Annotated in this window: 19 protein-coding genes; 14 read left to right on the top strand and 5 right to left on the bottom strand. The window is 51.2% G+C overall.

Annotated elements, in window-relative coordinates; all coding sequences use genetic code 11:
- Window positions 1-25: 25 nt before the first annotated feature.
- From AC50Y3_RS26665 to AC50Y3_RS26635, 7 genes are all read left to right on the top strand, one after another.
- A complete protein-coding gene (locus AC50Y3_RS26665) occupies window positions 26-1,696 on the top strand; it encodes a glycoside hydrolase family protein (RefSeq protein WP_494821740.1) in 1,671 nt (556 codons plus the stop codon).
- Between the two features lie 150 nt (window positions 1,697-1,846).
- Window positions 1,847-3,571, top strand: a complete 1,725-nt coding sequence (locus tag AC50Y3_RS26660) for an extracellular solute-binding protein (RefSeq protein ID WP_494821739.1) — start codon at window positions 1,847-1,849, stop codon at window positions 3,569-3,571.
- Window positions 3,572-3,667: 96 nt separating this feature from the next.
- Window positions 3,668-4,564, top strand: a complete 897-nt coding sequence (locus AC50Y3_RS26655; protein WP_494821738.1) for an ABC transporter permease — start codon at window positions 3,668-3,670, stop codon at window positions 4,562-4,564.
- A gap of 13 nt (window positions 4,565-4,577) precedes the next feature.
- A complete protein-coding gene (locus tag AC50Y3_RS26650) occupies window positions 4,578-5,462 on the top strand; it encodes a carbohydrate ABC transporter permease (RefSeq protein ID WP_494821737.1) in 885 nt (294 codons plus the stop codon).
- A gap of 39 nt (window positions 5,463-5,501) precedes the next feature.
- Complete coding sequence (locus AC50Y3_RS26645) at window positions 5,502-7,280, top strand: sensor histidine kinase (RefSeq protein WP_494821736.1); 1,779 nt, start codon at window positions 5,502-5,504, stop codon at window positions 7,278-7,280.
- Complete coding sequence (locus tag AC50Y3_RS26640; RefSeq protein ID WP_494821735.1) at window positions 7,277-8,902, top strand: response regulator transcription factor; 1,626 nt, start codon at window positions 7,277-7,279, stop codon at window positions 8,900-8,902. The genes AC50Y3_RS26645 and AC50Y3_RS26640 overlap by 4 nt, the downstream gene beginning before the upstream one ends.
- A 30-nt stretch (window positions 8,903-8,932) precedes the next feature.
- The gene (locus tag AC50Y3_RS26635; protein ID WP_494821734.1) at window positions 8,933-9,919 is read left to right on the top strand and encodes an aldo/keto reductase; all 987 of its coding nucleotides are present in this window, start codon (window positions 8,933-8,935) and stop codon (window positions 9,917-9,919) included.
- 64 nt (window positions 9,920-9,983) lie between these two features.
- Here the strand turns inward: AC50Y3_RS26635 and AC50Y3_RS26630 are convergent, their stop codons facing one another.
- The 3 genes from AC50Y3_RS26630 to AC50Y3_RS26620 form a co-directional block, all read right to left on the bottom strand.
- Complete coding sequence (locus AC50Y3_RS26630; RefSeq protein WP_494821733.1) at window positions 9,984-10,607, bottom strand: TetR family transcriptional regulator; 624 nt, start codon at window positions 10,605-10,607, stop codon at window positions 9,984-9,986.
- Complete coding sequence (locus AC50Y3_RS26625; protein ID WP_494821732.1) at window positions 10,600-11,106, bottom strand: hypothetical protein; 507 nt, start codon at window positions 11,104-11,106, stop codon at window positions 10,600-10,602. The genes AC50Y3_RS26630 and AC50Y3_RS26625 overlap by 8 nt, the downstream gene beginning before the upstream one ends.
- A 166-nt stretch (window positions 11,107-11,272) precedes the next feature.
- Window positions 11,273-11,719, bottom strand: coding sequence for a VOC family protein (locus AC50Y3_RS26620; RefSeq protein ID WP_494821731.1), 447 nt, complete (start codon window positions 11,717-11,719; stop codon window positions 11,273-11,275).
- Between the two features lie 355 nt (window positions 11,720-12,074).
- Between AC50Y3_RS26620 and AC50Y3_RS26615 the strand changes: the two genes are divergently transcribed.
- The gene (locus tag AC50Y3_RS26615) at window positions 12,075-12,893 is read left to right on the top strand and encodes a peptidoglycan-binding domain-containing protein (protein ID WP_494821730.1); all 819 of its coding nucleotides are present in this window, start codon (window positions 12,075-12,077) and stop codon (window positions 12,891-12,893) included.
- A 60-nt stretch (window positions 12,894-12,953) separates the two neighbouring features.
- On the opposite strand, the gene AC50Y3_RS26610 is transcribed toward AC50Y3_RS26615, so the two are convergent.
- Window positions 12,954-13,424, bottom strand: a complete 471-nt coding sequence (locus tag AC50Y3_RS26610; protein WP_494821729.1) for a DinB family protein — start codon at window positions 13,422-13,424, stop codon at window positions 12,954-12,956.
- 19 nt (window positions 13,425-13,443) lie between these two features.
- The gene (locus AC50Y3_RS26605; RefSeq protein WP_494821728.1) at window positions 13,444-13,941 is read right to left on the bottom strand and encodes a HugZ family pyridoxamine 5'-phosphate oxidase; all 498 of its coding nucleotides are present in this window, start codon (window positions 13,939-13,941) and stop codon (window positions 13,444-13,446) included.
- 277 nt (window positions 13,942-14,218) lie between these two features.
- Between AC50Y3_RS26605 and AC50Y3_RS26600 the strand changes: the two genes are divergently transcribed.
- The 6 genes from AC50Y3_RS26600 to AC50Y3_RS26575 all read left to right on the top strand — a co-directional run bounded on the left by AC50Y3_RS26600 (window position 14,219) and on the right by AC50Y3_RS26575 (window position 20,057).
- Window positions 14,219-14,644, top strand: a complete 426-nt coding sequence (locus AC50Y3_RS26600; RefSeq protein WP_494821727.1) for a VOC family protein — start codon at window positions 14,219-14,221, stop codon at window positions 14,642-14,644.
- A gap of 7 nt (window positions 14,645-14,651) precedes the next feature.
- Window positions 14,652-15,416 (top strand): sigma-70 family RNA polymerase sigma factor, encoded by a 765-nt coding sequence (locus AC50Y3_RS26595; protein ID WP_494821726.1) that lies wholly within the window; start codon window positions 14,652-14,654, stop codon window positions 15,414-15,416.
- A gap of 4 nt (window positions 15,417-15,420) precedes the next feature.
- Window positions 15,421-15,798, top strand: coding sequence for a VOC family protein (locus AC50Y3_RS26590; protein ID WP_494821725.1), 378 nt, complete (start codon window positions 15,421-15,423; stop codon window positions 15,796-15,798).
- 22 nt (window positions 15,799-15,820) lie between these two features.
- Complete coding sequence (locus AC50Y3_RS26585; protein WP_494821724.1) at window positions 15,821-16,186, top strand: VOC family protein; 366 nt, start codon at window positions 15,821-15,823, stop codon at window positions 16,184-16,186.
- 28 nt (window positions 16,187-16,214) lie between these two features.
- Window positions 16,215-17,147 carry a DMT family transporter gene (locus AC50Y3_RS26580; RefSeq protein WP_494821723.1) on the top strand — a complete coding sequence of 311 codons (933 nt, stop codon included), beginning with the start codon at window positions 16,215-16,217 and terminating at the stop codon, window positions 17,145-17,147.
- 144 nt (window positions 17,148-17,291) lie between these two features.
- A complete protein-coding gene (locus tag AC50Y3_RS26575; protein ID WP_494821722.1) occupies window positions 17,292-20,057 on the top strand; it encodes an S-layer homology domain-containing protein in 2,766 nt (921 codons plus the stop codon).
- Window positions 20,058-20,097: the final 40 nt, after the last annotated feature.

Here is a 20,097-nt window from a genome sequence, read left to right as displayed (position 1 = left end):
ATACGAGGAGATAAGGGGGATCGCTATGTCTCGGAATACGATAGCGCTGGAACATATTGCTGTACAAGGGGATTTACTCGATCGATTACATGCCAATGCTGCTCGTTTGGCAGATGCCTTATATAGCCCAGAAGAAGTCTTTAAGCCATTGAGCTATGATTGGCCGGGTGATAATGAAGGCAGAACACTGCTCGCTCAAATCTTGACCGCTCGCGCAACAGGCGAGGATGCCGTTCACTTGGATGCCATCTTGAAGAAGCTGCCGTTCCACTTGAACGGATTGGGCTATTTTGGACGTATTTTGCCTGAGGGAATTACCGATGAGCAGCAGCTTTCCGGCAACAGCTGGTTTCTGCGCGCCTTGTGCGAGCTGTATGCTTGGAGGCAAGAACCCGAAGTGCTGGAACAAATCGGACTTATCGTGAAGAACCTGCTGCTGCCCGCCCACAGCCACTTTGCGCATTATCCGACCGATCCGTCTGAGCGGGCGGAGGGCGGCGAAGCGTCCGGTACGCTCGCGGACAAGACAGTCCGCGACTGGTACCTGTCGACGGACATTGGCTGTGCCTTCATTATGCTCGATGGGGCGACACATGCATACGAGCTTCTGAAATGGCCGGAGCTGAAGGCGACCATCGAAGAAATGATCAAGCGCTTCCTCGAAATCGACCTTGCGGGCATCAACGCTCAGACACATGCAACGTTGTCTGCGCTGAGGGGCATTCTTCGCTACTATGGCATGAGTGGCAATAAGAGCCTGCTGCATGCGGCGGAGTCTATTTATTCGCTCTATATGAGTGAAGGGAGAACGGAGAATTACGCGAATCGCAACTGGTTCAATCGCCCATGGTGGACGGAACCGTGCGCGGTCGTGGATTCGTTCGTGGCCGCCGTAGAGCTGTGGCGGTATACCGATCAACCCCGCTATCTCGAGACTGCGCATCTCATCTACTATAATGCGATCAGTCACGGCCAGCGCGAGAACGGCGGCTTCGGCTGCGATTGCTGTACCCGTGAAGAGGAGCCTTCGTTGTATGCGCTCGAGAATGTATATGAAGCGTATTGGTGCTGCACCATGCGCGGGGGAGAAGGGCTGTCACGCGCAGCGGAATACAGCTATTGGCTGAGAGACGACGAAGTGACAGTGCCCTTCTATCACGCGAATCTGGTCGAACTTCCGTTTGCGGAAGGTCCGGTGACGATCAAGCTGGAGACACGGTACCCTTATGAGGGTCAGGTGGCACTAACCGTCGTTAGCAGCCCGGGCGCGATAGAGAAGACCATCAAGCTGTTTGTACCCGGATATTCCGTATCGGGTTCGGTTACCCTTCGACTGAACGGTGAACGGGTTGACGGGGCAATGCCGAGCAACGGTTTTATCAAAATTACAGCTGCACTTACAACGGGCACGCATCTGGAGCTGTCCTTCGACATTGCGCTGCAGCACATCCCGGTCCTAAGCAGCAAACCATCAGACGGCCAAGCTCTGTTTACGCTGCGTCATGGTTCGCTTCTCCTTCATGGGCCGCTTGGCGTCGAGGCCTCATTCATTCAAGTGGACACGACGCTTGCGCCGGTAGGAAACGCTGTGTATCGGAATGAGGAGAATGAGCAGGAATTCGCGCCTATCTATCGCCCAATCCGTGAGGCTGCGAAGCCGGATACATTAGCTAAGAAACCGATTCTCTTCAGCTAGATAAGGAAAGTATTGACTTCCTTGCTCTTTCGTTGACTAAAGTAAAGATTGGTCATTTCATGTCAATACATTCATATTTTCGCCTCCCGGCGAGTTCGGTATGATGAAGCAGCAAGAATGACAGTGTATATATAACGGGAGGTTGCAAAGATGAAATCAATGAAACATGTTTTGTTGTTGTCTCTGATGACCATGGTCGTATTTACCTCAGCATGCGGCAACTCGGACTCGAATTCGAACTCGAATGAATCGTCCGGCGCCAATGCGAATGAGAATGGAGCTGCTGCGGGAAACCAATCAAGCGGCGCGGCTGATGATGTAATCGACATTAACGCCAAGTATGATCCGCCGATTACCGTTACTGCCATTCGAGATCAAGACCCGTCCATGGCACTCAAAGAAGGGGAAGACTTCGAGAACAATAACTGGACCAAAGCTTACGCGGATGAGCTTGGAATTACGCTAAAGTACGATTGGATCGCTCCATCTGACCAATATTATGAGAAACTCAACGTTGCAATCGCTTCCGGCGATATTCCGGACATTATGAAAGTAAACGGCGCACAATTGAAGCAGCTGGTTGATGCTGATTTGATTGCGGACTTAACGGATGTGTACGACAAATATGCATCTGAGCTAACGAAGAAGTCGATCGAGATGGGGCCTCTGGCCAAAGCGTCCGCGACGTTTAACGGCAAGCTGATGGCGATTCCGCCCGATGAAGGCTCCTACGAAGGCGGCTTGTCCTTGATGTACATCCGGGCGGATTGGCTGAAGAAGCTGAACCTGGACGTGCCTAAGACCTGGGCGGAGCTGGAGAAGGTCATGGATGCATTCGTGAACCAGGATCCGGACGGCAATGGCAAGAAGGATACGTTCGGTATGGGTCTGACGAAAGATCTGTACAAGAACGGCGTTGCGGAAGCGACGGGCGTATTCAACGCATTCGGCGCGCAGCCCTACACATGGGTGCAGCAAGCAGATGGCGCAATCGGCTACGGCGGTATTCAACCGGAAGTGAGAGAAGCGCTGCTGAAGCTGCAAGACATGAAGAACAAGGGACTTATCGACCGCGAATTCGGGGTGAAGGACTCCGGTAAGGTCGGCGAGGATTACGCCAATAACCGGATCGGCGTTAACTTCGGCGCGCTGTGGAATCCACTTTGGCCTCTTCAAGACAGTGTGACGAAGAATGGGGATGCGGACTGGGTTGTGCTTCCGGGCATTTCGGCTACGGATAAACCGGTTCAGTATACCGGCGCATTGGAATTCAACGAGTACATGGTTGTGAGCAAGAAGATGGAGCACCCTGAAGCGCTCATCAAGCTGCTGAACACCAGTCAAGAGAAGCTCTATGGCGGTGAAGCGGATCCTAAAGTGTACCATACGGAAATCGTTGGGGACAAAGAGTACGCACACTTCAAAGAGAATGTCATGATGGTCAAAGGCTCTGACCCGATCGGAAACTATGGCCATTACAAGAAAGTGATTGGGGCGCTTGATTCCAAGGACGCAACAGCGCTCAATCCGGAAGAGAAAGGCTATTACGACAAGATCCTTGCCTTCCAAGGCGGGGACCGTACAACTTGGGGCACGGTGCGCGTATTCGGTACGGAAAGTGCGTACAGCGTTCTGGATGGCATCTATAAGAACAAAGAGCAGAACATCAACTTCACGAAGTTCTACGGCTCTAAGACGAAGACAATGGCTGAGAAAATGGCGACGCTTGATAAAATGCAAAAAGAAGTATTCACCAAAATTATTCTGGGCTCCCCAATCGAAGATTTCGATAAGTTCGTAGCCGACTGGAAGAAGCTTGGCGGCGATCAAATCACGCAAGAGGTTGCCGAATGGGCTGCGCAGCAAAGTAAATAATGCAGAAGACAAAGAAGAAGAACGATAGTGATCTTCCTATCCTTCTTCTTCTTTCATCTACCCAAATTACGACATACGAAAGACGGAGGGACCGCAATGGTAAAGAATAGAATCAGCCAGATGCCGTTTCATTTGATGCTGCTTCCGGGCGTCATTCTGGTGCTGATCTACAGTTATGGTCCGATGCTCGGCATTATTATGGCGTTTCAGCATTTCATTCCTGCGCTTGGCTACTCCGGCTCGGAGTGGACCGGATGGGACAATTTCAAGTATGTGTGGGAAATGCCGGAAACCTTAACCGTGCTCTGGAATACGATTTATATTTCCGTTATGAAAATCGTAGCGGGTCTCGTGTTTCCCGTGCTCATTGCGCTCTTGCTTAATGAAGTGACCAAAACCGCGATTAAGCGGGGGATTCAGACACTGATCTATTTGCCGCACTTCTTGTCCTGGATTATCCTAGGCGGCATCCTGATCGATGTATTATCGCCCTCGAGCGGCATCGTGAATCAAGTGCTTGGCCTCTTTGGGATTGAGCCGATCTATTTTCTTGGTGATAATCGGTGGTTCCCATTTACGATCGTTATCAGCGATCTGTGGAAGGAATTTGGGTTCTCCACGATTGTATACTTGGCTGCCCTGACCTCCATTAACCCGGTGCTCTATGAAGCGGCGGTCGTGGATGGAGCGAGCCGGTGGAAGCAAACCTTGCATGTGACGCTTCCGGGCATGGTGCCGATTGTTGTGCTGCTTACGACACTCAGCCTTGGCAATGTCCTTAATGCGGGCTTTGATCAAATCTTTAATCTCTATTCCCCGCAGGTCTTCGATAGCGGAGACATTATCGATACGCTTGTCTATCGCCTTGGACTTGAGCAAGCGCAATTCGGACCTGCGACAGCAGTCGGATTGTTCAAATCGTTCGTTTCGTTCGTGCTCATTTCGACTTCCTATCTACTCGCCTACCGTTTGGCCAACTATCGCATATTCTAGGAGGTGCGCGAACTTGTCTTATCAATTAACGACCAGCCGGAAGCTGTTCCAAGCAGCCAATTATGTCTTTCTTATCGGATTGTCCATTCTGTGCATTCTACCGCTGCTTCATGTATTCGCGATATCGCTCAGCGACAAAACCGCGGCTGCCGCGGGGGACGTCGTGTTATGGCCCGTTAATTTCACGCTGCAATCTTACGAATACGTGCTTCATAAGCCGGAGTTCTCTAAATCATTCATCGTCACCTTGGAGCGGGTTGCGCTTGGCACGCTCATCAATATGTTTCTAACCATACTGCTGGCTTATCCGTTGTCCAAGGAAGTACGGACGTTCAAATACCGCACTGTTTATGCCTGGTTCTTCGTGCTGACCATTCTGTTTAGCGGCGGACTGATTCCGAGTTATATCGTGGTCTCGAAGACGCATTTAATGGATACGATCTGGGCGCTGATCATCCCCGGAGCGGTGCCGGTGTTTAACGTGATCTTGCTGCTTAACTTCTTCCGCGGATTACCTAAGGAGCTGGAGGAGGCTGCATTCGTAGACGGCGCTCGCGCGTGGACGGTACTGTGGAGAGTGTTCGTTCCGCTGTCTATGCCCGCACTTGCGACGATTGTGCTGTTTACGATCGTTCATCACTGGAACTCTTGGTTCGATGGGCTTATCTTCATGCATCGCCCGGAAAATTATCCGCTTCAGAGCTATCTGCACACGGTCGTCATTAAGATCGATTTGGCGATGCAATCGGCGAAGGATCTGGATTCCCTTGCGCTGGTGTCGGATCGCACCTCCAAAGCGGCTCAAATCTTCATGGGGTCGCTGCCGATTCTGATGATCTATCCGTTTCTTCAGCGTTTCTTTGTCAAAGGGATCGTGCTTGGCAGTGTGAAGGAGTAGCAGCGAGGGTGGCGTGCAAGGGCATGTTATAATGAGCAAATGTTAGGATCCGAAAGGAAGTCGATTCCGCTGAGACGCACCGCCAAGCTCCGAATTCCGATTTTCGGCAAGCTCGTCATCGCCTTCATGCTCGTCATTATTCCGATGTATACGATAAGCCTCTATTTGAATCAGTGGGGCGCAGCCAGCGTCCGAGATGAAATTACGAAATCGATGAAAGGCAGAGTCCACTTCTATATTCAATCTCTCGTTGTGGAGTTTGAGCGCATACAGCGGCTGCAGTGGGATTTCATCAATGATCGCGATCTGCAGAAGCTGAGTGTAACGAGCGAAATTATGTCGGACAACGAGAGGACACAGGCGATAATCAGGCTGCAAGAGCGGCTTGCGCTTGTGAAGAACTCCAGTAACTATATTGCCAGCTTTAACGCCTATATACCGGCTCTTGGCAAGGTCATCAATTCGCAGAACAATTATGATTCTGCAGATCAAGCCTATTTGCAGACACTGATCGACGAATCAGACCGTATCCATCCCATTGTCCAGTCATGGCAGGATCGGCTGTTCATCACGCAGAAATACCCCGATATCGGGTATCCCGATTCCCTCACCTTCTTCTTAAACGAAGAAATTTCGAAGAAGGCCATTCGGCAGGAATTGCAGCAATTTTCGAATATTCAAGGCGAGCAAGCGATCCTGTTTGGAACTAACTTTAATTGGTCGATTACGAATGACGATCACTCCGATCTGATTGAACATATACGGCAAGTCGCCAAGAGCCTAGTGAAGGGCGACACGGTGACGGCGATGGACACGATCGATTTTGAGGGGACGCCCTACATGCTTACCCTGGAGCATGAGCCTTCCTTTGATATGACGCTTGTCATGTACATGCCGGTGAAGAACGCGCTGGGGCCGATTGCAAAATATAACGTATGGCTGTGGGTGCTTTCGCTCACCTCGTTCATTATCGTATTGTTCTTCTCGTATTGGATTTACCGGGTCATCCATAAGCCGCTTGAGCAGCTGGTCCGAACGTTCCGCAAAGTGGAGAAAGGGCAGCTTGATGTGCGTCTGAATCCGACAACGCGCGATGAATTCGAATACTTGTACAGCCAGTTCAACTCCATGATCGGACGAGTGAACGTATTAATCGAAGAAGTGTACGAGCAGAAAATCCGTTCGCAGCGTTCGGAGCTAAAGCAGCTGCAGGCGCAGATCAATCCCCATTTTCTCTACAACACCTTCTTTATTCTGAACCGGATGGTGAAGGTAGAGGATTATCCGAAGCTGAAGCCGTTCACGAAGCACTTAGGCAACTATTTTAAATTCATTACTCGTGATGCCTCGGATGAGGTTGCCCTGCGAGAAGAATTGGCTTTTGCGCAGTCGTATTTGGAGATTCAGAAAATACGGTTTGAGGATCGCATCCAGATTAATATCGAAATCCTGCCTGAGCGTTATGCGGATTTGCTGGTGCCAAGACTCACCTTGCAGCCGATTATCGAGAACTGCTATAAGTATGGGCTGGAGGATGTTGTATCCGGGGGACAGCTGCACATTTCATTCAGGCAAGCAGACGGTTTGTTGACCGTTGTCATCGAAGATAACGGCAAAGGAATGAGCGAGGAGGACATGTACGCCTTGAACCGTAAGCTCAGCCACTCGCAGGCACAGCTGGAAATTACGGGCATGATCAACGTACACAAGCGGCTTCAACTCATGTACGGCAAGGAAAGCGGTATACGTGTAATGGCCAGTGAGATGCTCGGGGGACTGAAAGTCGAGCTTTATATTCCGGTAAAGGAGGAATCATGATGCACCGGCTATTGATTGTAGACGACGAGCCCTATATCGTCTCTAGTTTGAAGGAATTGTTCGAGGAGGCGGCTCATCTCGAACTGGATATTTACTGTGCAGGCTCGGCTATGGATGCCATCGCGAGGCTGGAGCAGACGCGAATCGACATCGTGCTCAGCGACATCCGTATGCCCGGCATGACAGGGCTTGAGCTGCTCGCGCAAATTCGCCGAAGATGGCCGGCTTGCAAAGTGATTTTCCTATCCGGGCATAATGAGTTCTCGTATGTGCAGGAGGCCCTTCGGCAAGGAAGTGCGGGGTATCTGCTTAAGACGGACGATGAAGAGGAAATCGTGCTTGCCGTAGCGAACGTCATCGCCAATATGAACAGCGAACAGAGTTTGCACAGCTCGATGGAGAAGGCGCAGCTGCGTATGCGGCAGGCGCAGCCGTTGCTGCAAAGAGGGTTTCTGACCGAGCTTGCGGAAGGCGAGCCTATTGCAGACGCAACCAGAGAGAAGAGATTTCAAGAGCTGGAGCTGGGGCTGCAGGCTGACCGTCCGTTTATGCTTGTGGTCGGTCGCATTGACCGCTGGGATGAGAAGTATTCGGCCATGGACAAGGAACTGCTCTTGTATGCCGTGCAGAATATCGCGGAAGAAGTGGTGGGACATGCCGGCGCATTCTATCCCGTGATGAATGATCGTTCACGTTTCTTCTGGATCATTCAAGTGGGAAGCAGTGAAGCAGAAGCCGAAGTCCCATCTCGGTTTGTTCAGGAATCACTCGACTTTATTCAGAATCAATGCGAATTGCTGCTTCATGTACCGGTATCGCTCGCTTCGACGGAGCAGCCGATTGCGTGGAACGATCTCCCTGAGTATTACGGGCGCCTTAACCGGCTCCTTATTCGGGGGCTTGGACAAGGCGATCGCATGCTGCTGTATGAGAAACAGGAGGATCCTGATTCGGAAGCTCGCAGCTCCCGCTGGCAAAGCGAGTTTAATCAACTGGGTACTTTGATTGAGAGCGGTAACCGGGATGCCTTTCTACAGCTGCTGGAGAGCATCTTGGAACGAGCGGCCGGAAGGTCGTACGGTATCGTGCAGGAAACCTACTATACGATCGCAACCTTGCTGCTTTCGAACATGAATCGATGGGGCGTTTACGAGGCCGTATCTCACAAGCTTCCTATTAACCGGCTGCTTCATTTGGATGGCCATGTATCCTGGCAGGAGGCAGGCGACTATCTGAAACGAACGGCGGAAATTATCTTCGCTCTGCTGGATCAGGACAAGTCGGCGAAGAGCAATGAGGTCGTCGATCAGCTCCACGGCTATATACACGAGCATATCGAAGGGGACCTCTCGCTGTCTCGATTGGCTGATCTGGTAGGATTGAATGCGAGCTATTTGTGCAGATTGTATAAGCAGCTGACGGGGAGCGGTCTATCCGAGTACATCACCGAGCTGAAGCTGACCAAAGCCAAGGAGCTGCTTCGTGATCCTCAGCTTAAGATTGGCGAGGTCGCACTCCGCATTGGGCTGGACCCGGGTTACTTCTCCCGTTATTTTAAGAAAATGACGACCCTTTCCCCTCAGGAATATAGGGAGAAAGCGGCGATTCGGTCATCGGAGTAACGTTCAACGTTTAATGGGGAGGCAATCAGGATGAATAAGCGCACCATACCGGGAACGCCGATCGAGGCTTCCGTTATCTGTCTAGGAACGTCCGCTTATGGCGGTACGCTTCCGAAGGAAGAGGCTTTTGGGCTGTTGGATTTATTCTCCGAGCTCGGGGGCAACTTTCTGGATACGGCTAATGTATACGAAGACTGGCTTGGCAAAGGAAAGAGCACGAGTGAGCGAACACTTGGGGAATGGCTCCGGTTACGCGGCGGCAGGGATCGGAGGATTGTTGCGACCAAGGGCGGTCATCCGGACTTGCAGTCCATGTCGGTTTCCCGATTAAACAAGGAAGCGATTGTGCATGATCTCGAGCAGAGCTTACGTCATCTCCAGACTGACTACATCGATTTGTACTGGCTCCATCGGGACGATCCGTCGATTCCTGCGGGAGAAATCTTGGAGACGCTGAATGAACAGCTGGCCGCCGGCAAGATTCGTGCATTTGGCTGCTCGAATTGGCGTGCTGAACGTATCGAGGAAGCACGCCAATATGCCAAGCGGAAAGGAATTGCGAGCTTTGCCGCGAGTCAGCCGTTATGGAACTTGGCGGTGCTGAATGAAGGGATAATTGCCGATCCTACGGTTGCCATTATGGACGAGAGGTCGCTTGCTTACTACAAGGAGCTCGGTATGGCAATCGTTCCTTTCTCTTCGCAGGCGAACGGTTTCTTTGGCGGACGCTATTTCAGAGGGCAGGCCATTCAGATGGGCGGCAGCGCCCATATCGTCAAAGCGCATTATTTCAACGAGGCCAGCTTCGACCGGCTGGATCGCGCGAAGCAGCTCGCGTCAGAGCTCGGAACGACGGCTTCGCGCATCGCGCTCGCGTATTTGACCTCGCAGCCGCTGCCAGTCTTCCCGATTGCCGGAGCGAACAAGCGGGAATACATGCTGGATAGCTGCGCAGCCGGAACGATAACACTATCGCAGGATCAACTGCTGTATCTAACGGGCGGAAGTCCGATGTAATAGAAAAGCCGGGTATTCACCTCATGAGGTGAGTACTCGGCTTTTCATTGTCATTGGGGTTCCACTATTGTGGAGCGAGAATAGCCCGTTCAAAGGTACTCACAAGCTCGGCGCTGAACGTTTCCATGTCCACTTGCGCAATAAGACTCCCATTGGCCAGATACTCGCTGATAGCGCCTTGAATGGTGCTCGCCATGATGAGGATGTTGAAAGTGCAGAATTCGCCTGCTGCTTGCCCATCATGCAAAATCTGCTTGAGCTGAGCAAGCGTTGGATCATCCTCATCGTCGCCAAGCTTGTAGTACGGCACATTATCGGGTGTTCGAGCATGGAAGACGATTTCAATCAGCGCCGTATTATGTTTGGGCCGAGTGCCTTGGTAGGCGATGCTGGCGTTAATATAGGCACGAAGCTTCTCGGTGGCCGTAGCTGCGGTAGCGGTTCTCTCCAGCACATAGGAGGAGGATTCCTGAACAAGCATGAGCAGCGTATGGTCCATCAGATCGTTCTTATCTTTAAAATGGTACGAAATGAGCGCCGTGCTGATGCCGGCTCTCTTAGCGATTTGGGCGAGGCTTGCGTTCACATAACCGATCTCATCGAGCGTTGCGATGGCCGCATTCATGATCTGCGACCGTCTGGCTTCGGTTATAAACGATTGCTTCTCGCCCTCCTTACGATCAGTCATCTTTGTTCTCCTTCGGGGGTTGAGGTTTGGTTTTAGCATGGGTACGCATGATGATGAGGGTGATGATGACCAAGATAAGCGCGAGATTAAGCACTAACTTGCCGGATGAAATTTCCAAATCCGTGAAAAAATCAACAATCGACCCATCGAGCAATCTGCGAGCGACCGTGCCGATGAACACAACGATGACAATCAACAAGCGCAGCGCGAGTGTAATTGGAAGGACCGCAATCGCAAGCTCCAGCACATCGCGGCCGGCGGCTTTGCGGCTGAACAGCATCACTGCTGCAAGCCAGCTCAATGCGCCTCCCAGCAGAAATGCTAACGGGGTGATCCACTGATACCAATCGAGGTCCGGGGAACCCCAAGAATTGCGGAAAAGCAGCCAAGTGGCCAGTGGAAAAGCAATTCCGGCCAACACGCCGAGCCAACCAAGCGCGGTTAAGGGGAGTGATCTCCAGCCGGTAACGGATGAGGTTTCGTTGACAGGATTGTTCATGGACATTCTCCTTTAATTATACGGATTTATAATGATCTGAGCATTTAGTCAAAAAACTGATTACTTAATCAAATTTTATAAAAAATTCGTTTAAATGTCAATTAAATCCATGTAAATAGAAAAAGCCGGGCGGCCTCTCTTCACGAGAAGCGCCCGGCATTCTTGTTTATGAACGATCTGCCAGCGTGGCTCCCCACGCAGTAGGATCCACGTCTTGGACATGCTGCGAGAATTGCCATAAGTGATTTTCGTTATCCACCACCGAATATTGCCGCTCCCCGTACTCCGTTTCGAAGAGCTCCTCAACGATCTGTGCCCCCGCCGATTTGGAGTGGTTATAGTGGGCCTCGACGTCACTCACGAAGATCATTAACGACTGTGTCGTTGCACTGAGCTTGGCAGGACTAGCCGTTAGCTGGCCAAGGCTCTTTAGCATCACCCACACTTCGCCGAGGTAGATCATCGCGCCATGCAGCTGCCCATCCGGGAGCTCGAAGCGGTAGTGCTCATGAAAACCAAAGGTTTGGCTTAACCATGTCAGCGCTTCTGCAACATTCTCGTAGTAAAGGTGCGGCAATACGTGGTTTACGGGAACGGAACGATTAAGGATCATAAACGGGTTTCCTCCCTAAAAGTGTTGATTTTCGAGCGAAAATAACTGCATGATTCAAGGGCAAGTATTGCGCTGCTCATGACAGAACTGATGAATTACATGAATACTCATGCACCGGGCGGTGCTTATGTGAGCTTGCTCGCCGACGTGTCGGCAGACAGATTATACCAGAAATTCGGTTTTGCATACACGGCTCCTCAATCAGTGGGTATGTTTAAGAAATATCCGCTCTAAACATCGTTATGGGGCGGGCAAACCTTTACTGCGAAGAAGCATAATGGAAAATAGGTATTGGGTATAGTAAGGGCTGTGGCAAATCATGCTCACTACATCCAAAAGGAAGGTGTCTTGTTACATGGAGGCAAATAAACGTTCTCATGGATCTAAAGGTAAATCCTTGAGATCGGCTGCTAAGTTTCTTGGATCATTTTTGTTGGTGCTAACCCTTCTTGTTGGTGCGCCAAATGTCGGCTCGGCGATTGGTAAAGGGGCACGGGGGCCGGATGTTTACGTTATTCAAGGGATGCTGAAATCGTTAGGCAGCTACTCCGGGCCGATCGATGGACATTACAATGCGCTGACTGTTCGGGGTGTCAAATATTATCAGAAGTCGCACGGCTTGCCGATGACCGGCAACGTAGATAAACGTACGCTGAAGTCGATGGTTTACGCTTATGACGCTAAGAAGTCGGGCGTAAAGATGAAGGCGAAGAGCAGAGGCATGGGCAAAGGTATCGGTAAAGGCGCCAAACGTATTCGTGGCGGCGGCGGTGCAGGCGGTGGTGCAGGCGGCGGTGCAGGTGGCGGCGCAGGCGGCGGTGCAGGCGGTGGCGCAGGCGGCGGTCAAGGTGGCGGTGCAGGCGGCGGTCAAGGCGGCGGCATGGGCGAAGGTCAAGGCGGCGGCATGGGCGGTGGCCAAGGCGGCGGTGTAGAGCAAAAACAAGAGCAAGGCACCGAGCAAGGACAAGAGCAAGGCACCGAGCAAGGACAAGAGAAAGGCCAAGTAGAAGAGAAAGGCCAAGTAGAAGAGAAGTCGCAGCAAGAAGGTCCTGAGAAACAAGGCAAGGATAACGGTGGTTCGCAAGGCGGCAACCAAAGCAATCAAGACAACCAAAACAATCAAGGCAGCAAAGACAATCAAGACAATACAGATAACAAGAGCAAAGGTCACTAAGCTCGGCTGAACAAGATAAAGGCAGGGCCTCATTCACGAGGTCCTGCCTTCTTTGATGTATTACTGCGCTGCCGATGGTTGCGGTGCATGTTTACGGATAAGCCCGATTTGTCCCGCATGCAGACCCGTATGATAGATGGCACGGCCCAGCGCTTCGCGCGGCGAGGACGGTCCGATCTTCGATTCGACGATCGTATCCCAAGCATCATCGCTAAGTTGTTTCATCGCTTCCGTTAGAAAAGCGTCTGCTGCAGCAGAGAATGCAACAAGCTCTTGCAGCGTTAGGATTTGCTCATTCTGAGCGCCGCCTTGACCGCTCGCTATGTATTCTGTTCCTTCCGGCACAGTTGCGCCGAAGAACCACTCCGCGAACATATACTCCACCTCGGCGTTATGCCGAATCATATGAGCAATAGAAGAGGATTCTGAAGTCATTGCCAGACGAAGCTCTTCTTCTTTCAATCCTTGCACCATTTTCTGAAACCGATCACGGACAACGCGCCAAATTGGACCAACCGCCTCATAACTCATGCCTGCACCGTCCTCATCATTATTTATCTTTGCGATCTACGACGACATGCTCGAAACGGTCGCCGGCCAGATCGACATCGAACGCTTGTCCGAAACCAACGACATAACGGCCTGCCGATGGTGTCAGCTCGAACAGGGAGAAGTCGAGGCCGCGCAGCATGGTCATCATTTTGTCGCCAAACTTCTCGTCGAATGCAGTGAAGATCGCTTCGTACCCTTCGTTGCCGAGGTTCTGCGATTCACATACCCAGCGAGCGCGCTCTCGCGCAAAAGCATTCGGCGTAGCCGACTCATCATGGATTAACATCACGTGAATCCGCTCGTTATTCTCTACAAAACGGTAGTGATCGGAAATACGGCTGATGTAGATGTACAGCTTGCCGTCTACTTTAACGAATGGCGCATAGCTGATGAAAGGCGTACCTTCGGCATCTAGCGTGCTCAGAATAAGCGATTTGCGGCTTTCAATAAAGTCGATGTACTTCGCGCGTGATTCTTCGATGCTGGGCTGTTTCATGGAAGTGCCTCCCTGTAATGGATAGTAGTCGATGGCTATGGAGCAGGTTAAATAGCTGTTCATCTGCGAACATGGACAAATGCTTCCAATGCACTAATTGGTAGTGATAATCATTATCAATGAAGTCTATTTTATAACAGCATATGTCAATATTCAATAGATCCACTGTAAATGATAACGATTATCATCCAGAAAAATATTATTTTGACCCCGTATCTGCGCGCCTTCCGACCACGTTATGATAGGTGTAGTGAATGTCCAATTGGGAGGGAGCCTCATGCGACGAAGCGTAAGTAGAATTAGCGGTATCTTTATTCCTGTAACGGATATGAAGTGCTCCACGGATTGGTACATAAGGATGTTTGATCTGGAGACGATCGATCTATCGAACTGCTGCACAGGGCTCGCTTTTCCGGGGGAGGCTACGTTTATTAATCTATGGAAAGTAGAACAGCCTGTGCCTACGCAGTTCGATGCGGGAGGAGGCGTGCGGATTCCGTATTACAATTTGGAGTCCTTTGATATTGAGTACACCCACGCTTCCCTTCGCGAGAAAGGGGCCGAAGTGCTGCCGATTGCGCATGATGCGAGCGGGACGCGCTTCTTCGATTGTCTGGATCCGGACGGCAACCTAATCGGCATTGTAGAAGATCTGCCGAATTCGGCGTACTATTCGCACAAGCAGAAATACAACAACGGTTGACGGATCCATGAAATCCGACAACGACGAAACGTTCGAGAAGCAGACGACGCCCTATCAATCGGAGCTGCTCCGCTATTGCGGCAAATTAGCCGGGTCGGCCTGGGATGGCGAGGATCTGTACCAAGAGGTGATGCTCAAAGCCTATCGCAGATTCAGCCGCTGGCCGGAGCGCGAGCTGAGCAAGCCATATCTGTACCGCATCGCCGCGAATGCGTGGTTTGATAGCTGCCGCCGCCGCAAAATCGCCTTCATGCCGGAGCTGCTAACCGACTACAACAACTTGGCTTATACCGAATGGAACCGACATGACATACGAGAGTCGCTTGAATATTTAATGGACGCGCTGGAGCCGAGGCAGGTCGTTCTGATTCTGCTGACGGATGTGTTCGGCTTCTCCCCGACAGAAACCGGCCAGGCACTGGCGCAGCCGGTAACCGCGATCAAGGCTGTGCTTCACCGAGCGCGTACGAGGCTGAAGAAAGCAGCCGAGCGGCAGCTTCACTGGCTGGAGGAAGCTGATTCCCCGAAGGAGAAGACGATGCATCGGGAGTCCGGCAAGGAGCTGTTCGAATCCTTCGTGAGCGCGTTTCGCGAAGCGGATATGGCAGCGATGTTCCGCAGCTACCGAGAGCTGTCCGGGTCGGGTATCACGATCGACAGGGTCACGGTGGTCCGCGGGCAGGCTTGGTTTTATTTTAAAGATCCCGATGGCAATGTCCTGATGGTGTCGACGCCTTTCAGATCCAATAATCCATCCGAGCAGGAGGAATAAAGAGATGAGTAAACCGTCTTTATTTGGCGTAGGTATTTTTGTCCCGGTAAGCGATTTGGAGCGTTCTACCAAATGGTATTCGGAGGTGCTGGGCTTCGAGATTACAGGCAGAGACGAACCCAAAGCAACCGTTATGATGATGAATGACTATCGCATCATGTTCTGTCTCGTGAAGTCGTATAACATCGTGCAGCATGCGTTTCCGCAGAACGATTATGAGGTAGAGCAATATTTTAATTTTCATACGGACGATGTGGAAGAAGCCTATCGAAACTTGAAGGACAAGGGAGCTAACATCGGCGAGATCATCCATTATGATGACGGCATAACCGGCTTCCCGCTGTACGATCCGGACGGCAACAAATACGGAGTTGTCAAATAACCAAGCGAGGTGGATGAAGCGGATGAAGCCATTGATTAAGCAAGATATTATCGGGGTCATGCACTATGTACGGGACTTGGAGTCTGCGGCAAAATGGTACTGCGACACGCTCGGATTTACGATAACAGCCCATGACTACCGTTCGTTCGTTGAGCTTGCAATTGATGGTCGTTACGTCATGCATTTGCTACAATCAGAAGGTGAAGCCGGGCTGGTATCGCAGGCGCCATTCACGTTTGATACGGATGATATTAAACTGGCGCATCAACGGTTAGCCGAGCTTGGCGTGAGTCCGGAGCCTATTCGGGAATACAGCGACCATGTCTGTTTTACCTTCAAGGATTGCGAAGGCAATGCGCTGATGATCTGCCGATTCGATCGCCGTTAAGGAACAGGTGGAGTGAGGAGTAGACGGGATGCAAGCTAGTCAGACGAAGACGGAATTATCGCGGAGCCCTTATGTGCTCATGCCGATTTTGCTGCTGCTCTGGGGTTCGGTTGCGGCAGTGAGCAAGCTGGTGCTGGGCCAATTGGACAGCTACCAGGTGTTATTTTATATGAATGGAATCGGAGTTGTCGTGTTCGCGGGCATCGTCTTGTATAAAGTGCGATGGAGAACGCTGCGTCTATGGCCATGGCGACAAACGGCGCTTATTGTATCCTGCGGGCTGTTCGCGTTCTTGTATGATGCGCTCTACCTGCAGGCGCTTGATCGCATTCCGGCGGTCGAGGCCTCCATGCTGAATTATCTGTTCCCCATCTTTATTGTCATCTTCGCAATCCCCATCCATAAGGAGAAAATGAATCGATACAAGCTGCTCTCCGTCGTAATGGGCTTTGCGGGGACGCTGCTGCTCATGACAAAAGGGGATATGACATCGCTAAAGCTGACTAATTTGACCGGCGATGTGCTGGCGATTCTGGCAGCTGTCAGCTGGGGACTGTTCACCAATCTGGTGAAGAGAAACAAGAAAGATATGCTGATCAGCACCTTCTTGATCACGGTTGTAGCATTCGTGCTGTCTGCAGGCAGTTTGCTGATATATTCGAACCTAACGCTGCCGCGGCTTGTAGATTTCGGCGGTGTGTTCTGGTTAAGCATGTGCAACATCGTGCTCGGCTTCTTCCTCTATTTTCGGGCGCTGCGCTATTCGCCGGCCTCGCTCATTGCCAGCTTTACCTTCTTCACTCCGTTCGTGACGCTGCTGTTTATCGTGCTGCTGCTCGACGAGCGGCTGACGTTGATGGACGGTCTGGCGGCGCTGCTTATCCTGTCCAGTGTTCCGGTGCAGAAGCTGGGGAGCGTGCTTGGGGCAGGGGAGAAGAATGATGTGTTGAATGAAGTGTGAGTAAGCCGGAAGTCACTCCAGTAGGAGGCGATTTCCGGTTTTTTGCTTATATTTGGCATCCTTCAACTCACGATTTCCGGCCTTCTCTCGGCTTATAATAGAGGGATGTGATTGGAGATTGTCTTGGAAGGGAAGAAGAGTTACATGCGTTTATTTCAAAAATCGATGCTGCTAAGTTTATCGGCTTTATTACTAGCAACCGTGTTACCTCAAGGAGGAAAACTCGCGGCGGTACATGCTGCAGCTGCGTCGTATACACCTGTGGTCCAGGAGTCAAAACTTAATACCGGGTCGTACTTGGAGCGGCTCAAAATCGACAAGGAAAGGGACTATCTCTACGCCACCGCTTCGGAAACGAACGAACTTCTGTTTATAAAGCCGGATACGATGCGGATTGAGAAACGGCTGTCCGTAGGCTCGCATCCAAGCGCCATGGAGCAGGTCGGGAATAAGCTCTATGTGGCGCTGGAGGGCGCAACTTTAATTGCAGTCGTGAACCTCGATACAAAGCAGCGGGAATCCACGATTATTACGCAAGCGAAGCCGATCAGCGTGGCTGTAGATGGCAGCAATTTGTTCTATGGAGAGGATGACACTTGGGGAGGCATCCATCGGATTGATCTTACAAACGGCGCGGATTCGATCATAGACAAGAATATAGGCGAGCTTGAGCTTGCGGTAGACCGGTCTACTCACCGTCTTTACGCAGGGCAGCGCAGTTCATCGAGCTACAGGTTGAATGCCTATGATACTGCGAGCGGTGAGAAGCTGTGGACGATGAATCCTGAATTTAGCGGGGGATTCAGCAATTCGCTCATTATGGATAATGGCGACATCTATTACGGAAACACGCTCGTTGATCCTGATTCGCGGCGTATTGTTTCCACGTCTGTTGGCGGCGAAGTGCTGTACGTAAATGCCAACTTTATTTACACTTCGGCGGGGGTATATACGAAGGGTGAAGGGGCGTTAGCTGCGAGTTATGCTTCCCTGCCTCGGTATGCCGTCGCTCAGGCTGACAGCAGCGGCAATGTCTATAGCTATGCAGGAGTCAATTCAAGAGAAATTATAAAAAGAGCCTACACGCTAAACCCATCCCAGAAGGCGGTGCAAGTCGCCGATGTCGGTGATGGCATGATGAGCTTTAACCGGTCCATTACGGCATGGGTTATGGGCGACAATGAGAGGTATCTGTATGCGATATCTGCTGAAGCCAATCGCCTGCTGCAGATTGATACGGCTACTTTCGCTGTAACAGGTGATCGTTATATTGGCTCACAGCCTTCGGATATCGATATACGCGATGGCGTGCTTTATGTCTCGCTTAAAGGCAGCACGCATATGGTCAAACTAAATACGAATCACGAGACGACTTTCATGGCGCCGCTGACCGAGCTCGAAGTGGGCCAAGCAACGCAAGATGTTGCGGCGACCGGGAATGGCAAGCTGTTTTACAGTGGCGGCGGCAATGGTTGGAACAAGCTGCATGAATGGCCGGCGGAGACGGTAGCCTACACGAACTATCTGAGTAATCCGGCGCTGACTGCGAGTGCGGATGGGTCTACTCTGTGGATTGGTGAAACCGGAACATCGGGAGGCAGGCTGTATAAAATAAACCCCGACACCGGGGAGATCGTAGGGAAAACGGAGGACGGATATTCTTACGGTACGAAGGCTGTTCTGGAAGACGGAGAGATGGCTTATTACGCGGGAAGAAGGTTCTCGGCTAATAATCTAGGCATTCTCTATGGGGAGTATAAAGACGATTACTACTATGACGCCCGTTTGCTGTTTGCGAGAGGAAGCATGGTAATCGCCGATAATGCTTTTTATAACCGAGATACGTTTAATCCAACGTTCAAGCTGCCATTCACTGTCTCCTACGGTTATAGCAAACGAGACGGCTCGATATTTCTCTATGCAGAGGACAGTAAGCAGGTATCAAACGGGGCCAACATTCTCTATCGATTCGATAGTTTCGATACGATGAGAACGGCTATTCTCAATCGGCTTCGCCCGCAGGAAGGTCGATTCGTGGATCGGCAGTCGGCGCCGCAGATCATTGAAGGCAAGGTCAATTTCCGCCCAGGGTTTCTGGGAAAATTGGTGCAGCATTATGAAATCCAATATTATGACGAGAACAATCAGCCCGTTAAACTCTCTGAGGATGTAGATGTCGTATATCCTTACGAGCAGCTGCCTAACGGTATGTACTCGCATCAGCTGGTTTCCAAGAAGCTTTTACCATCAACCGTGAAGAAAATCGGAGTGGTTCCCGTGCTTGCTGAGCACCAGCTGAAATGGGAGGATGCCAAAGCAATCATCCCGCTGGTAGATAATCGTACGGCGAGGAATACGTTTAAGGATGTGCTGCCTAACCATTTTGCCAAGTTTGCTATTGAAACCTTAGCGGCTATGAAAGTGGTACAAGGCTATAAAGACGGCTATTTCCAGCCGCAGAGTCTTGTGACCCGTGCGGAGTTTGCGACGATGCTGGTTAAAGCGCTTAGTGCCCCTTCGGATAGCGGGACGTATTTCAAAGATGTGAAGTCCGGTGCTTGGTACTTCAACGTGGTTGCCGCAAGTGCGCGCGCCGGCTTGATTAAAGGGTATACGGACGGGACGTTCCATCCGAACAAGACGATTACACAGCAAGAGACCTTGGAAATCATCAATCAAGCGCTGTTATATGGCGGCTATAAACCGCAGAGTACGGAGAAGCTGCTGCATTTTGCCGATGCATCCAGAGGGTATGATGATTGGTCTAAGCAAGCGGTGCACAATCTGTTATGGGAAGGCATCATCCAGGAAAATGATCCGGGCATAAGCATCGCGGCAGATAAGAAATCGAGCCGTGCGGAATGCGCGGAGCTGATTTATCGTTTACTGTATGTATTGAAAAAGGTGTAGATAAGAAGCCTCCTAATCGCGTTGCTGCGGTTAAGAGGCT

This window comes from Paenibacillus sp. J22R98, from assembly GCF_059383835.1.
Note: the sequence above shows the minus strand (reverse complement) of the source record. Positions and strands in the feature narration are given on the sequence as shown.